Source organism: Burkholderia sp. RS01 (genome assembly GCF_039748055.1).
Classification (GTDB): domain Bacteria; phylum Actinomycetota; class Actinomycetes; order Actinomycetales; family Micrococcaceae; genus Arthrobacter.
This window is the reverse complement of sequence record NZ_JBDLAK010000001.1, coordinates 1-15,020: the sequence shown is the minus strand read 5'-3', so window position 1 is coordinate 15,020 and position 15,020 is coordinate 1. Positions and strand designations below refer to the sequence as shown.

Below are 15,020 nucleotides of genomic sequence, written 5' to 3'. Positions count from 1 at the left end.
TCGAATCGGAAGATTTAATTCCCCGGGTCTGGACTCTCACTTTGCGGCAGGCTTAGGCTGTAGACGATCGTCGAATTATTCGGTGACTGGGGGGTGTTGAGCATGGCCGATGCACGTTTGCCTTGGGCTGCGTTCCGCCCCCTGCGCCCGGTCCTCCTCGCCGGAGCCGCGGCCTTGGCGTGGCTGGCGTTTTCCGCACCGGCCGCGGACGCCCACAATCCGCACGATGAACCTTCCCTTCTTGGCGGCATTGCGTCGACGGTTTCTTCCGTCGGCAACGGCGCGGGCAAGGCGGTGGGCGACGCCGTGGGGAACGCGGCCGGCGGAGCGCACGTTCCCAATCATTCCGCCGCCGCACCGAATCCGGCACAGGTTCCTGTGCCGTCGCCCATCACCAAGGCGCCCGCCGGTGCGACCGAGCCCGTGAACGCAGTGCCTGTGATGGCTGTGCCTGAAACCGCGCTGGCGCCAATCGTGGCCGAGATTACCGGGCCGGTGGACACACTCCTCAGCGAATTGCCTGCGCCCGCCATCCTCCCTCCGGCCCCCGTGGCTGTGGTGACCGACCCGGTGGTTGCCTTGGCTGACGCAGCGGCTGCGGACATCGCAGGCACCGTTGGTCAACCCGTGACGGACACGCTTCCCGTTGACCTGCCGGTCGAGCCAATTTCAGACCTCCTGGCAGGTGCGCCGCCGCTGATTACTCCGGTGGTCACGCCGATTGCCGGCGTGGTGGAGGTTGTCAATAACGTCGTGCCTGTAGCGGATCGGGCAGCGTCCGCCCCCGGGAGCCCTCCCGCGGCCAGGCCTGACGGCCCGGCTCTTGGCACGGCAACCCCGCCGTTACCATCCGTTTTGGCCGCCACTGGTGCCCGCGGGACGCTGTCGACTCATTCTCAGAGTTCGGGTTCTTCAAGCTCCGGCGACAGCCCTGCGTCCTCCCCCGCCAGCCCTGCAGGCGGCGGGCCAGCAGGAGACGCCACACGAGTTCTCGAAGCCCTGCTTCCGGCTTCGCCTTCGGGCTCTGGCAGCGGGCAATCCTCGGGCGGCCCGGCGGCCTCGGCCGCGTGGCTGTCCAGCCCTTTTGACTACCTTCCTCTCACCGGCATCGTTCCGGTAAGCGGACCCCTTCAGCACGTCCCTTCGCCGGTGGCCATCGACCCCGGCTCTTCTCCTGACTAGTTGGGCCTTTCTGCCTTTCCATGTGCAGAAACACGGCCAATCGGGCTGCCTTGAGCGCCTGACAAACAACTCTTCAGGAGACATCACAATGCATCAGAATCTTCGCAGGGGCCTGCTGGGCACCCTGTTTGCGGGCGGGCTCTTGGCCCTAGGAGCAACCGCAGCAAGCGCGGACACAACCATCAATGGCGCGGTCACCGTCGCGCCTGAATCCGCCACTGCGGACCTCACTGCTTCGGCGTCGTTGGGCCTGCTGGGTGGCTCAACGCCGTCGAATACTTCCCTAACCGGCACCGATGCGACGGCCCTTGTCGACGTGAACCTCGGCAACGCCGCGGGAACCGGCACCACCACGGCACCGGCAACCGCCGCGACCGCCGTCCTCGACGTCAACCTCGGCAACACGACCGGTACCGGCACCACCACGGCACCGGCAACCGCCGCAGCCGCCGCAGCCGCCGTCAACCTGGGCAACACCACCGGAACCGGCACCACCGCCGACGCCCTCGTCGACGTCAACCTCGGCAACACCACCGGAACCGGCACCACCGCCGACGCCCTCGTCGACGTCAACCTCGGCAACACCACCGGAACCGGCACCACGCCGGCAACCGATGCAACCGCCGTCGTGGACGTCAACCTCGGAAACCCGGGTCCTCTGGATGATGCAGGTGCGGCTGCTGAAGGCGCAATCGACCTGGGGCTCGGCACCGGTACGGATTCTTCCGTCAATCTCGGCATCGATCTGGGTGTCGACCTCGGCGCAGGGTCCGTAGTCACCCCTCCCGCTACCGATCCCGGTGATGGAACCGGCACGGATCCCGGTGACGGAACCACCGACGGAACAGGCACGACCGACGGATCAGGCACCACCGACGGATCAGGCACCACCGACGGATCAGGTACCACCGACGGAAGCGGCACCGGCACGGGCACAGACGGCACCGGCAGCGGAACAGACACCGGGGCAGGCTCGGGAATAACGATTCAGCCCGCTGGTTCGATGACAACCGGCGCCTCGGCATCGGCTGCCACCTCGGCCCAGATGGCGGGTGGCAAGCAGTCGCTCGCCAACACCGGCGCGAACCCTGAGCTGTTGCCTTTCGCTTTTCTCCTCCTCGCCATCGGCATGCTGATGGTCCTCCGGAGGAAGATGGCCTAGCCAAGAAGGGATAGCCCGGACTTCCGGTCCGGGCTATCCCCGCGCTCCATGGCCGGCTGTCCGGCTCCGATTGGTCTTTGGACGTTCCGGAGCCAGGCCGCCGGCGCAGCCATGCCCGCCGTGAATCGTCCTGCGGTCCCCCACAGTTGCATTCAGGCGGCGATGGCTTGCCGGGCTGCCTGCCCCGGCTTGATTCCTAATGCCGCAAACGTTTGCGGATCAATATCGATCCAGCATGCGACCACCAGACGTCCGTCCACCTGCTTCGGCGGGCCTGCGCGGTGCGCGTGTATGCCGATCCGGCGGAACAGCCGCTCCATGCTCGCGAACGTCACGCCGATCAGCTGCCGCGCGCCGAGCTGCGCCGCGCATTCGACCACGGCCGCGAGCATCGGCCGCACGGCCCACTCGGCATTGCCCGACCCGCCTTCGTCGTCGGTCGCCGCGAACCTGGACAGCTCCCAGACGGCCGCCGATTGCGGCAGCGGCATGTCTGCGGCGATCAGGTCGGCGAACAGCGACTGCAGCAGATACGGGCGCGTCGTGGGCAGCAGGCGCGCACATCCGCACACGTCGCCGCCGGCATTTCGCGCGAACACGTACACGGTATCGTCGCGATCGAACTGGTCGCGCTCGAAGCTTTCGTTCGCCGACGGGAGCTCCCAACCGAGTTGTTCGACGAACACGCGGCGCCGGTAGCGCCCGAGATCCGCTGCAAGTTCGTGTGGTAACCGCCCTTCTTCGTGAACGAAGGTCCGCATGGGCGTATTACCCTTAACCGGAGCCACTGCGGATAAGGACGGCAAAGTGTTGGAAGATTCGCCCCGCGGGGTGGCAGCTGAAGTACTGGGTGGGCGGTACAGGCTCGGAGACGTCATTGGCCGCGGCGGCATGTCCTCGGTCTACACGGCCCGGGACGAGAACCTCGGCAGGGATGTGGCCCTGAAGCTGTTCGCGCCCCAGGCAGCGGACGCCGATGAGCTCAAGCGGCAGGAAGCCGAGATCGAGCTGCTGGCCACGCTGAACCATCCGAGCCTGGTGACGCTGTTCGACGCCGGCATTGACACGCGCATCCCGGACCAGCCACGGCCGTTCCTCACCATGGAACTCGTGGAGGGGCAGGACCTGCGGGGCCGCCTGCGGCACAGCCGGGTCCCCCTCGACGAACTCGCAGTGATCGGCGCCGGAATCGCCGACGCCCTCGCCTACGTCCACGGGCTGGGGATCATCCATCGCGACATCAAACCGGCCAACATCCTCCTCGTTCAGGTCCGGCCCGGGGAACCCCTGCGGCCCAAGCTGACCGACTTCGGAATCGCCCGCATCATCGACGCCACCCGGCTTACCGCAACCGGCACCATGGTGGGCACCGCAGCGTACCTCAGCCCCGAACAGGCCATGGGCTCGCCGCTCTCACCGGCCACGGACATCTACTCGCTGGGCCTCGTGCTCCTGGAATGCATCAAGGGTGCGGTCGAATACCCCGGCGGCGCTGTGGAATCGGCAGTGGCCCGCCTGCACCGCGCGCCGGAAATCCCCGGGGACGTACCGGCGGAGTGGGCGCAGCTCCTGGCCTCCATGACGGCCATCGATCCGGCGGTCAGGCCGACGGCCGCCGATCTGGAGATTGCCCTCCGTCAAGCCTTGGTTTCACCTGAATCAACCCCGGCAGTACTGGCCGAGGAACATACCAAGGTCCTCCCGGCGCTGCCGTCGCGGCGGCCGTCGTCCTTTCTTCCGGTGGGCTATGACACGGCGCAACAGCCGGTCGAGGAACCTGCGACGGCAAGCTTGCACGGCCGCTCGCGCCCCGCCGGCGTGCAGTGGCGCAGCCGTCGCATCCGGATTGCTTCGGCCCTTGTTGCTGCGGCGCTGCTCGGCGGCGTAGCCGCGGTGACGGTCGCCTTAACGTCACCTACAACGCCCGACGTCGTCACGTACCCCACCGTGACCGGAACCTTGGGCGACCACCTCTCGGAGCTGCAGAAGAGCGTGGAGCCGTGATCCTGCTCGCCGGACCACGGCGGCGTCGTGCGCCCGGGATCCGCGCGTCGGCCGCTCTGGCGGCCGGCCTCCTCGCCGCGGGGCTCGCCGGGTGCGCCGGGCCCGCCCCGGAACTGGAGGGCAAGACCGCGGCCCAGCTTCAGCAACGCGTCCTCGCCGTCACCAGCGCTGCCGCCGGCAGCGACCCCGCCAATGCCCTCAAGTCGCTGGACGGACTGGGGTCAGAGCTCGACGCCGCTGCTGTCGCCGGCCAGGTGTCCTTCCGGCGGCACCAGAGCATCACCGTGGCCATCAACGCCGTGCGTGCAGACCTCACGGCCGCGGCTGCGGCCAAGAAGGCAGCCGCCTCGAAGGCGGCAACCCATCACACTTTTTAGTCAGCAAACTTACTTCTTCTCTTCAATTGCCGATCCGTTCCCGATACGTTGGAGATGTTCCACCCGAACACCCAGCAATCAGAACTACGGGCTAACCGCCTGCACGCTGAAGGAGTGAACTACGCATGGCAACTGTTCAGGAATCCATCGACGTCAACGTCCCGGTAGGCCAGGCCTACAACCAATGGACCCAGTTCGAGGACTTCCCACGTTTCATGAGCGGCGTCGACGCCGTCCGCCAACTCGACGACACGACGGTCCTGGCGGTGCTGAGCGGGTGTTGTTTATACACCTGCGTTTCTTGGGGGTGGACTACCAGATCTTGTAGTGATTAGCGTATGAACGGGTTGGCTGCAGCCCACCGAATGAACTGTTGCATTATTGTGAAGAGGCAGGTTCATTCGTCGGCTGAGAGGCGGTAATGGCTTACTAACATCGCCGGGATGCAATGTTCTAAGTAGTTGGTTGGATTAGGCGCAATGAATCTAGTGCTAGCGCAAAGCCTTCTATGACGATGTGATTTTGCTTGTTGACAGAGATTCAGGTTGGTCTAGTCTAACGGCCTGTTTTCAACTTTAGTGGTGCTCAAAATGGAATTAGGGCAGCAGTTGGGATGGGATGCGTACTTTTATAGTATCTTTGCGCGAACCATGGATATGCAGGAGTTTACGGCTGTCGCGTTGAGGGCCTTGCGCGAACTACGGTTTGATTTTTTTGCCTACGGCATGTGCAGCGTGACCCCGTTCATGCGGCCCAGGACTTATATGTACGGCAATTACCCCGAGGACTGGGTGCAGCGATATCAGGCGGCTAACTACGCGGTGATCGATCCCACGGTGAAGCACAGCAAAGTCTCGTCGGCCCCCATTCTATGGAGCAATGAGTTGTTCCGGGGATGCGCGGACCTGTGGTCTGAAGCCAAGGATTCACATTTATGCCACGGCCTGGCACAACCCTCGTTCAACGCCCAGGGGAGGGTCGGGGTGTTAAGCCTGGCGCGCAAGAACAACCCCATCAGCCTTCAGGAATTTGAAGCCTTGAAGCCGGTGACCAGAGCCTTTGCCGCCGCGGCCCACGAGAAAATTTCCGAGCTGGAGAGCGACGTGCGTGTCTTCAATACGGGCGTGGCGTTCAGTGGGAGGGAATGTGATGTGCTGCGCTGGACGGCCGACGGCAAGACCTCGGAGGAAATCGGCGTGATCATGGGGGTGTGCACCGATACCGTGAATTACCATCACCGCAACATCCAGCGCAAAATCGGCGCCAGTAACCGCGTGCAGGCAGTGTCTTACGCAGTCGCGATGGGCTATATCTGAGGGGCATTCAAAAAGGACGACTCGGCCCGTATCAAGCTGTCTCTTTCAATAATGTGCCGGACATGAAGGCTGACGGTGCGACCGCGCTGCGATGGTGCTCGCGGTGGGCCGAGAGTTTGATGGCGAGGATTTTCTCATTCTGGTGCACCGTGACCGGGCCCAGCCGTTCGTAGTGGACTCCGTTGATTTTGTAATAGCGCTCCATGGTGCTGTTGACGATCCCGACGATGGCCTCTGCGCCCGCCAGGGCGGCCGTCTTGAGGCTTCTCCAGAACAACGGCATCGCCAATTGCGGTTCGCAGGTGGTGAAGCGAGTCATTTCCCAGACGGCTGGATGCTTGGGCGGCGCCCCGGCGCAGGCATGGCTGAACACCCCTTCAAGCAGGTTGGGGAGCGTGGTGGGAATCAGCCGGGCGCAGCCAACGATGGCGCGGTCTGCATTGAACGCCAGGAGGTAGCGGGCGTGTTCGGTGTCGTATTGATCCCATTCACAACCTGCCTGGCTCGGATGGGCGGGCAGCCGCCATCCGAGTTTCTCGACGAATTGTTCGTGCCGAAAGCGGCCGAGCATGAGTTTCAGCTCATCGTCCATTTCGCTCAGTGTGTGCTCTTCCATGTGCATTGCTGGGGTTCCTTAGGGATGGAGTGCAGTTTTATAGAGGACTTGCACAGGCTTGGCACCTGCAAGATCTGGTAGGGGCTTCGGTGGAATCGAGGTCAAGCCATTCGTTGGGGGATTTCGAGACCAGCATCGGCGGCGTCAAGCGCGAATATGATGCCCAGATCACTGTTCAGGAACCCGATCAGCGCGTGACGTGGGAAAGCCTGAACGAACCCCGTAACGCCGGTACCGTTTGGTTCGAGTCCCTGGGCCCTGACGAAACCAAGGTGAATGTCGAGCTCACGTGGGAGCCGGAATCAGCGATGGAGAAAATCGGCGCCGCCGTTGGCCTCGACTCCCGCCAGGTTGCTTCGGATCTGAAGAAGTTCAAGGAATTCATTGAGAGCCGTGGCTCTGAAACCGGCGCCTGGCGTGAAAGCGTCAACGAAGGCGAAGTGGAAAGCCCGACGGGAGCGGGAGCGGGCGCTACGGGAGCGGGCACCGCAGGAGCGGGCACCGCGGGAGCCGGCGCCGCAGGAGCGGGCATCGGCAACGGATCTGCCGACGACGGCACGGGTTACGCGTCCGGCTCCGGCATGGACGCCGTCCCAGGCCGAACCTACGAATCAGGAGACGCCTACGACGCAGCCGCCACTGAACGGCCGGTCGACGCCGACCCGGATCTCGCCGTCGACGCACCCTACGGGGACACGGAGACAGGTGACCCGCGGACAGAAACCCGGCATGCCGACACGCGCCGCGACGAGACGCCCGACCGCTAACCACCGCATCCGGGCCGGCCAACCAGCCGGGCGGACGGACGGCAATAGACCGAAGCGCCCCGCCACTCGAACGAGTGGCGGGGCGCTTCGTCTTCAAACCCAGGCAAGCTGCCGGAGATCAGCCCAGGCTGGAAACAACCTTGTTGAGCGTTGCCGACGGCCGCATGATGGCTGAGGCCTTTGCGGCGTCGGGCCGGTAGTAGCCCCCGATGTCCACGGGAGAGCCCTGGACCTCCAGCAGCTCGGCAACAATGGCCTCCTCGTTGGACGCCAGTGCCGCGGCCACCTCGGCGAACGACGACGCCAGCTCGGCGTCCTCCGTCTGCTTGGCCAGCTCCTGGGCCCAGTAGAGCGCCAGGTAGTAGTGGCTGCCGCGGTTGTCGAGCTCGCCCACCTTGCGCTTCGGGGACTTGTCCTCCAGCAGGAACGTGCCGGTGGCGCGGTCCAGGGTGTCGGCCAGGACCTGGGCCCGGGCGTTGTCCGTGGTGTTGGCAAGGTGCTCGAAACTGACGGCGAGCGCCAGGAATTCACCCAAGCTGTCCCAGCGGAGGTGGTTTTCCTGCAGCAGCTGCTGGACGTGCTTGGGGGCGGATCCGCCGGCGCCGGTCTCGAAGAGCCCGCCGCCGTTGATCAGCGGAACGATGGACAGCATCTTGGCGCTCGTGCCGAGTTCCAGGATCGGGAACAGGTCCGTCAGGTAGTCGCGGAGCACGTTGCCGGTGACGGAGATGGTGTCCTCGCCCTTGCGGATGCGCTCCAGCGTGAATGCCGTGGCCTTATCCGGGGACATGATTTCGATCTGCAGGCCCTCGGTGTCGTGTTCCTTGAGGTACTCGCGGACCTTTTCGATCAGCTGGGCGTCGTGCGCGCGGTCCTCGTCCAGCCAGAACACAGCGGGCGTCTTCGAGGCGCGGGCGCGGGTGACTGCCAGCTTGACCCAGTCGCGGATCGGCAGGTCCTTGGTCTGGCAGGCACGCCAGATGTCGCCGGGCGCCACTTCGTGTTCGATCAGGACAGCACCGGAGCCGTCCACGATCTGAACCTTGCCGGGCGCCTGGATTTCGAAGGTCTTGTCGTGGCTGCCGTACTCCTCCGCGGCCTGGGCCATGAGGCCGACGTTCGGCACGGTGCCCATGGTGGTGGGATCGAAGGCGCCGTTGGCGCGGCAATCATCGATGACCACCTGGTAGATGCCGGCGTACGAGCTGTCCGGAAGAACCGCCAGGGTGTCGGCTTCCTTGCCGTCCGGGCCCCACATGTGGCCGGAGGTGCGGATCATGGCCGGCATGGAGGCATCCACGATGATGTCGCTGGGTACGTTCAGGCTGGTGATGCCCTTGTCCGAATCGACCATGGCAAGGGCGGGGCCATCTTCCAGGCCCTTCTTGATCGCGGCCTTGACGCCCTCGCGCACGTCCTCGGGAAGGTCGTCCAGGCCGCTCAGAATGGCGGCGAGGCCGTTGTTGGGGCTGATGCCGGCAGCGGCCAGCTGCTTGCCGTAGGTGTCGAACAGTTCGGAGAAGTACGCCTTGACCACGTGGCCGAAGATGATGGGGTCAGAGACCTTCATCATTGGCGGTGCTGAGCGGGTGTTGTTTATACACCTGCGTTTCTTGGGGGTGGACTACCAGATCTTGTAGTGATTAGCGTATGAACGGGTTGGCTGCAGCCCACCGAATGAACTGTTGCATTATTGTGAAGAGGCAGGTTCATTCGTCGGCTGAGAGGCGGTAATGGCTTACTAACATCGCCGGGATGCAATGTTCTAAGTAGTTGGTTGGATTAGGCGCAATGAATCTAGTGCTAGCGCAAAGCCTTCTATGACGATGTGATTTTGCTTGTTGACAGAGATTCAGGTTGGTCTAGTCTAACGGCCTGTTTTCAACTTTAGTGGTGCTCAAAATGGAATTAGGGCAGCAGTTGGGATGGGATGCGTACTTTTATAGTATCTTTGCGCGAACCATGGATATGCAGGAGTTTACGGCTGTCGCGTTGAGGGCCTTGCGCGAACTACGGTTTGATTTTTTTGCCTACGGCATGTGCAGCGTGACCCCGTTCATGCGGCCCAGGACTTATATGTACGGCAATTACCCCGAGGACTGGGTGCAGCGATATCAGGCGGCTAACTACGCGGTGATCGATCCCACGGTGAAGCACAGCAAAGTCTCGTCGGCCCCCATTCTATGGAGCAATGAGTTGTTCCGGGGATGCGCGGACCTGTGGTCTGAAGCCAAGGATTCACATTTATGCCACGGCCTGGCACAACCCTCGTTCAACGCCCAGGGGAGGGTCGGGGTGTTAAGCCTGGCGCGCAAGAACAACCCCATCAGCCTTCAGGAATTTGAAGCCTTGAAGCCGGTGACCAGAGCCTTTGCCGCCGCGGCCCACGAGAAAATTTCCGAGCTGGAGAGCGACGTGCGTGTCTTCAATACGGGCGTGGCGTTCAGTGGGAGGGAATGTGATGTGCTGCGCTGGACGGCCGACGGCAAGACCTCGGAGGAAATCGGCGTGATCATGGGGGTGTGCACCGATACCGTGAATTACCATCACCGCAACATCCAGCGCAAAATCGGCGCCAGTAACCGCGTGCAGGCAGTGTCTTACGCAGTCGCGATGGGCTATATCTGAGGGGCATTCAAAAAGGACGACTCGGCCCGTATCAAGCTGTCTCTTTCAATAATGTGCCGGACATGAAGGCTGACGGTGCGACCGCGCTGCGATGGTGCTCGCGGTGGGCCGAGAGTTTGATGGCGAGGATTTTCTCATTCTGGTGCACCGTGACCGGGCCCAGCCGTTCGTAGTGGACTCCGTTGATTTTGTAATAGCGCTCCATGGTGCTGTTGACGATCCCGACGATGGCCTCTGCGCCCGCCAGGGCGGCCGTCTTGAGGCTTCTCCAGAACAACGGCATCGCCAATTGCGGTTCGCAGGTGGTGAAGCGAGTCATTTCCCAGACGGCTGGATGCTTGGGCGGCGCCCCGGCGCAGGCATGGCTGAACACCCCTTCAAGCAGGTTGGGGAGCGTGGTGGGAATCAGCCGGGCGCAGCCAACGATGGCGCGGTCTGCATTGAACGCCAGGAGGTAGCGGGCGTGTTCGGTGTCGTATTGATCCCATTCACAACCTGCCTGGCTCGGATGGGCGGGCAGCCGCCATCCGAGTTTCTCGACGAATTGTTCGTGCCGAAAGCGGCCGAGCATGAGTTTCAGCTCATCGTCCATTTCGCTCAGTGTGTGCTCTTCCATGTGCATTGCTGGGGTTCCTTAGGGATGGAGTGCAGTTTTATAGAGGACTTGCACAGGCTTGGCACCTGCAAGATCTGGTAGGGGCTTCGGTGGAATCGAGGTCAAGCCATTCGTTGGGGGGGTGGCCTTCAGGTGAGCAGAGAAGAGCACGCCCTCGTCCTTCGCCCGGGCAACCTGGGCGGCGAGGAACTCGTCCAGCGCAGCAGCGCGCATCACGGTGCCGTCGATCACTTCGCCGGCGAGGACCGGGAAGGCCTTCTTCAGGACCTTGACGGTGCCGTCTTCGCGGACCAGCTGGATTTCGATGGTGCCGTCAGCGGGGATGACCACGGACTTTTCGTTGGAACGGAAGTCATTAGCGTCCATGTGCGCAACGTTGGTCTTCGAATCCGACGACCAGGCACCCATGGAGTGCGGGTTCTGGCGGGCGTAGTTCTTCACGGACAGCGGCGCGCGCCGGTCCGAGTTGCCCTCGCGCAGGACCGGGTTCACGGCGGAGCCCTTGATCTTGTCGTAGCGGGAGCGGATGACGGTTTCTTCGTCCGACGACGGGTTGTCCGGGTAGTCCGGCAGCTTGTATCCCTGGGCCTGAAGCTCTGCGATGGCCGCCTTCAGCTGCGGCACGGAGGCGCTGATGTTCGGCAGCTTGATGATGTTGGATTCCGGCTTCTTCGCCAGTTCGCCGAGTTCAGCCAGGGCGTCGCTGATCCGCTGCTCGTCAGTGAGGTAGTCGCCGAAGACGGCGATGATGCGGCCGGCCAGGGAAATGTCGCGGGTTTCCACCTGCACACCTGCGGTGGAGGCGAACGCCTCGACGATCGGCAGGAACGAATATGTGGCCAGCATCGGCGCTTCGTCGGTGTGGGTATAGATAATTTTGGCCATGCTCGGGCGTCTCCCTGAAGGTCGGCTTGTATATGGAAATCCGGCTATTTCACCAACCTTTAACTTACCCGAGGAGACCGTTTTGAACCCTACCGGGTCACCCGGACCCGATTCCGTGACCACCCTCCGGGCCATCCGCGGCAACGATCCATTGTCCGAAACCCGGCTGAGCCCTATCTTTAGCTCATGAAGGAAAACCGCTCCGGCGGCTGAACGTACCAGTGAACCCCTCGCGGCGGGGAAATATCTACACAACCCCTACCTGGAATACACACTTGACGTTTCCAACTACAGCGCTTGTCATACCCGGGTAGGTCAATCCGTCACTCGGCTGGCACCACCATCGCCCGCCCTCCACCCCGATAGGTAGGACCGCAATGACGAGTAAAAAGACTCTGGCGACCAGCCTGGCGAGCCTTTCAACTGGTTTGATGCTGGCGCTGTCCGTAGCCGGCGGCGCAACCGCTGCTCCTGCAAAGTCGCAGGATTCCGACCCGCTGCAGGTCACCAGCACCGTAGTTTCCAATTCACCCACGGACCAATACTGGACGCCCGAGCGTATGCGGGCAGCTGTTCCCGGCGATGTGCTGGCTGACAAGGCAGTGGCCCGTCAGATCAACCAAGGCCCGTCCGCCACTGCCGACGTCGCGGAAACAGGCACCAGTACCGAGATCGCGGGCACCACAGCGCAGGTCACGCTGCAGGCGCTGCACGCCAACGTTGCCCCCATCGCCCACATCGGCAAGGTCTTCTTCACCATGGCCGGCGCCAATTACGTCTGCTCGGGCAATTCGGTGATTGCCGACAACAAGAGCACCGTCTCCACTGCCGGCCACTGTGTCAACGAGGGCCCCGGCGCCTTCGCCACCAACTTCGTCTTCGTGCCGGGGTACGTCAACGGTACGGCGCCCTACGGAAAGTGGCCGGCCAGGAAACTCTACGCGCCGTCACAGTGGAGCAAGCTGGGGAACATTCAGTACGACACGGGATTCGCTATCGTCTCCAAGGTCAACGGTGAGAGCCTGTCAGACGTGGTGGGCGCATCCGGCGTCCAGTTCAACCAGGCGCGCGAGATGACCTATATGTCGTTCGGCTACCCGGCAGCGGTCCCCTTCACCGGCCAGACTCTGGTCAGTTGCACGGGCAAGGCCGGCACGGACTCCATCAACCCCCAGTTCAAGACCCAGGGCATCCCGTGTGACATGACCGGCGGTTCCTCAGGCGGGCCGTGGTTCGTGCAGGGCGGCACGGACGCCGACCGCGACTCCAACGGCTTCCAGAACTCCATCAACAGCTACGGCTACGGCACGCAGTCCACCACGATGTTCGGACCGTACTGGGGAAAGACCATTGGCGGTGCTGAGCGGGTGTTGTTTATACACCTGCGTTTCTTGGGGGTGGACTACCAGATCTTGTAGTGATTAGCGTATGAACGGGTTGGCTGCAGCCCACCGAATGAACTGTTGCATTATTGTGAAGAGGCAGGTTCATTCGTCGGCTGAGAGGCGGTAATGGCTTACTAACATCGCCGGGATGCAATGTTCTAAGTAGTTGGTTGGATTAGGCGCAATGAATCTAGTGCTAGCGCAAAGCCTTCTATGACGATGTGATTTTGCTTGTTGACAGAGATTCAGGTTGGTCTAGTCTAACGGCCTGTTTTCAACTTTAGTGGTGCTCAAAATGGAATTAGGGCAGCAGTTGGGATGGGATGCGTACTTTTATAGTATCTTTGCGCGAACCATGGATATGCAGGAGTTTACGGCTGTCGCGTTGAGGGCCTTGCGCGAACTACGGTTTGATTTTTTTGCCTACGGCATGTGCAGCGTGACCCCGTTCATGCGGCCCAGGACTTATATGTACGGCAATTACCCCGAGGACTGGGTGCAGCGATATCAGGCGGCTAACTACGCGGTGATCGATCCCACGGTGAAGCACAGCAAAGTCTCGTCGGCCCCCATTCTATGGAGCAATGAGTTGTTCCGGGGATGCGCGGACCTGTGGTCTGAAGCCAAGGATTCACATTTATGCCACGGCCTGGCACAACCCTCGTTCAACGCCCAGGGGAGGGTCGGGGTGTTAAGCCTGGCGCGCAAGAACAACCCCATCAGCCTTCAGGAATTTGAAGCCTTGAAGCCGGTGACCAGAGCCTTTGCCGCCGCGGCCCACGAGAAAATTTCCGAGCTGGAGAGCGACGTGCGTGTCTTCAATACGGGCGTGGCGTTCAGTGGGAGGGAATGTGATGTGCTGCGCTGGACGGCCGACGGCAAGACCTCGGAGGAAATCGGCGTGATCATGGGGGTGTGCACCGATACCGTGAATTACCATCACCGCAACATCCAGCGCAAAATCGGCGCCAGTAACCGCGTGCAGGCAGTGTCTTACGCAGTCGCGATGGGCTATATCTGAGGGGCATTCAAAAAGGACGACTCGGCCCGTATCAAGCTGTCTCTTTCAATAATGTGCCGGACATGAAGGCTGACGGTGCGACCGCGCTGCGATGGTGCTCGCGGTGGGCCGAGAGTTTGATGGCGAGGATTTTCTCATTCTGGTGCACCGTGACCGGGCCCAGCCGTTCGTAGTGGACTCCGTTGATTTTGTAATAGCGCTCCATGGTGCTGTTGACGATCCCGACGATGGCCTCTGCGCCCGCCAGGGCGGCCGTCTTGAGGCTTCTCCAGAACAACGGCATCGCCAATTGCGGTTCGCAGGTGGTGAAGCGAGTCATTTCCCAGACGGCTGGATGCTTGGGCGGCGCCCCGGCGCAGGCATGGCTGAACACCCCTTCAAGCAGGTTGGGGAGCGTGGTGGGAATCAGCCGGGCGCAGCCAACGATGGCGCGGTCTGCATTGAACGCCAGGAGGTAGCGGGCGTGTTCGGTGTCGTATTGATCCCATTCACAACCTGCCTGGCTCGGATGGGCGGGCAGCCGCCATCCGAGTTTCTCGACGAATTGTTCGTGCCGAAAGCGGCCGAGCATGAGTTTCAGCTCATCGTCCATTTCGCTCAGTGTGTGCTCTTCCATGTGCATTGCTGGGGTTCCTTAGGGATGGAGTGCAGTTTTATAGAGGACTTGCACAGGCTTGGCACCTGCAAGATCTGGTAGGGGCTTCGGTGGAATCGAGGTCAAGCCATTCGTTGGGGGAGAGAAGGTTTACCAGAATGCCTCGTCCGCCTGACGGCTCCGGGCCGGCGGGATCGCTGCCCCGCGATGAAAGTGGCGAAGCTGTGAGCTTCGCCCAGGTCAGCCAGACGCCGGAGGAAGTCCTGGCGTACTGGACGCCGGAGCGGATGGCCTTGGCAAAGCCCCGGGAGATCAGCCTCCCGGAGGCGGCAGGCGAACCTGACAGAGAACGTGAGGACAACTAAACCAAGTTAACGCCCGACGGCGGCCGCCCCCTGGAGGGGCCGCCGCCGTCGGGCGTGTAGCCAGTAGACACAAACCCAAACCGCGCCGTGGGCAGGTGGGA

15 protein-coding genes and 2 pseudogenes are annotated in these 15,020 nt (G+C 62.5%); 11 read left to right on the top strand and 6 right to left on the bottom strand.

All coding sequences use genetic code 11. The annotated features are described in order from the left end of the window. The first annotated feature begins 102 nt into the window (after positions 1–102). The gene (locus ABFP37_RS00085; protein WP_347032388.1) at positions 103–1,182 is read left to right on the top strand and encodes a hypothetical protein; all 1,080 of its coding nucleotides are present in this window, start codon (positions 103–105) and stop codon (positions 1,180–1,182) included. A gap of 88 nt (positions 1,183–1,270) precedes the next feature. Next, a complete protein-coding gene (locus tag ABFP37_RS00080) occupies positions 1,271–2,344 on the top strand; it encodes a hypothetical protein (RefSeq protein ID WP_347032387.1) in 1,074 nt (357 codons plus the stop codon). Positions 2,345–2,496: 152 nt separating this feature from the next. Here ABFP37_RS00080 and ABFP37_RS00075 read toward each other — a convergent pair whose 3' ends face one another. Next, positions 2,497–3,105, bottom strand: a complete 609-nt coding sequence (locus ABFP37_RS00075) for an acyl-homoserine-lactone synthase (RefSeq protein WP_131949441.1) — start codon at positions 3,103–3,105, stop codon at positions 2,497–2,499. Positions 3,106–3,151: 46 nt separating this feature from the next. On the opposite strand from ABFP37_RS00075, the gene ABFP37_RS00070 reads away from it, so the two are divergent. The 4 genes from ABFP37_RS00070 to ABFP37_RS00055 all read left to right on the top strand — a co-directional run bounded on the left by ABFP37_RS00070 (position 3,152) and on the right by ABFP37_RS00055 (position 6,041). Next, on the top strand, positions 3,152–4,348 hold the full coding sequence (locus ABFP37_RS00070; RefSeq protein WP_347032386.1) for a serine/threonine-protein kinase: 1,197 nt from the start codon (positions 3,152–3,154) through the stop codon (positions 4,346–4,348). Beyond that, positions 4,345–4,725, top strand: a complete 381-nt coding sequence (locus tag ABFP37_RS00065; protein WP_347032385.1) for a hypothetical protein — start codon at positions 4,345–4,347, stop codon at positions 4,723–4,725. Before ABFP37_RS00070 ends, ABFP37_RS00065 begins: the two co-directional genes overlap by 4 nt. Positions 4,726–4,850: 125 nt before the next feature. Beyond that, a complete protein-coding gene (locus ABFP37_RS00060; RefSeq protein WP_347032384.1) occupies positions 4,851–5,060 on the top strand; it encodes an SRPBCC family protein in 210 nt (69 codons plus the stop codon). Between the two features lie 315 nt (positions 5,061–5,375). Then, positions 5,376–6,041 carry an autoinducer binding domain-containing protein gene (locus ABFP37_RS00055; protein ID WP_347032381.1) on the top strand — a complete coding sequence of 222 codons (666 nt, stop codon included), beginning with the start codon at positions 5,376–5,378 and terminating at the stop codon, positions 6,039–6,041. A gap of 31 nt (positions 6,042–6,072) precedes the next feature. Here ABFP37_RS00055 and ABFP37_RS00050 read toward each other — a convergent pair whose 3' ends face one another. Further along, a complete protein-coding gene (locus ABFP37_RS00050; RefSeq protein WP_038635110.1) occupies positions 6,073–6,663 on the bottom strand; it encodes an acyl-homoserine-lactone synthase in 591 nt (196 codons plus the stop codon). A gap of 83 nt (positions 6,664–6,746) precedes the next feature. Between ABFP37_RS00050 and ABFP37_RS00045 the strand changes: the two genes are divergently transcribed. Beyond that, positions 6,747–7,424: an SRPBCC family protein gene (locus ABFP37_RS00045; protein WP_347032383.1), complete on the top strand. Its 678-nt coding sequence runs from the start codon at positions 6,747–6,749 to the stop codon at positions 7,422–7,424. Positions 7,425–7,542: 118 nt separating this feature from the next. Here ABFP37_RS00045 and ABFP37_RS00040 read toward each other — a convergent pair. Next, positions 7,543–8,997: pseudogene (locus ABFP37_RS00040) on the bottom strand (NADP-dependent isocitrate dehydrogenase); the annotation flags it as partial. A gap of 389 nt (positions 8,998–9,386) precedes the next feature. On the opposite strand from ABFP37_RS00040, the gene ABFP37_RS00035 reads away from it, so the two are divergent. After that, on the top strand, positions 9,387–10,052 hold the full coding sequence (locus ABFP37_RS00035; protein WP_347032381.1) for an autoinducer binding domain-containing protein: 666 nt from the start codon (positions 9,387–9,389) through the stop codon (positions 10,050–10,052). Positions 10,053–10,083: 31 nt separating this feature from the next. Here ABFP37_RS00035 and ABFP37_RS00030 read toward each other — a convergent pair whose 3' ends face one another. Then, positions 10,084–10,674 (bottom strand): acyl-homoserine-lactone synthase, encoded by a 591-nt coding sequence (locus ABFP37_RS00030; RefSeq protein ID WP_038635110.1) that lies wholly within the window; start codon positions 10,672–10,674, stop codon positions 10,084–10,086. A gap of 114 nt (positions 10,675–10,788) precedes the next feature. After that, positions 10,789–11,553 (bottom strand): annotated as a pseudogene (locus tag ABFP37_RS00025) (NADP-dependent isocitrate dehydrogenase); the annotation flags it as partial. 431 nt (positions 11,554–11,984) lie between these two features. Here ABFP37_RS00025 and ABFP37_RS00020 point away from each other — a divergent pair. Next, positions 11,985–12,971, top strand: coding sequence for a hypothetical protein (locus tag ABFP37_RS00020; RefSeq protein ID WP_347032382.1), 987 nt, complete (start codon positions 11,985–11,987; stop codon positions 12,969–12,971). A 322-nt stretch (positions 12,972–13,293) separates the two neighbouring features. Then, positions 13,294–13,959: an autoinducer binding domain-containing protein gene (locus ABFP37_RS00015; protein ID WP_347032381.1), complete on the top strand. Its 666-nt coding sequence runs from the start codon at positions 13,294–13,296 to the stop codon at positions 13,957–13,959. 31 nt (positions 13,960–13,990) lie between these two features. Here ABFP37_RS00015 and ABFP37_RS00010 read toward each other — a convergent pair whose 3' ends face one another. Continuing rightward, positions 13,991–14,581 carry an acyl-homoserine-lactone synthase gene (locus ABFP37_RS00010; protein ID WP_038635110.1) on the bottom strand — a complete coding sequence of 197 codons (591 nt, stop codon included), beginning with the start codon at positions 14,579–14,581 and terminating at the stop codon, positions 13,991–13,993. Positions 14,582–14,712: 131 nt separating this feature from the next. On the opposite strand from ABFP37_RS00010, the gene ABFP37_RS00005 reads away from it, so the two are divergent. Next, positions 14,713–14,919, top strand: a complete 207-nt coding sequence (locus ABFP37_RS00005; RefSeq protein ID WP_347032380.1) for a hypothetical protein — start codon at positions 14,713–14,715, stop codon at positions 14,917–14,919. Positions 14,920–15,020 lie beyond the last annotated feature (101 nt).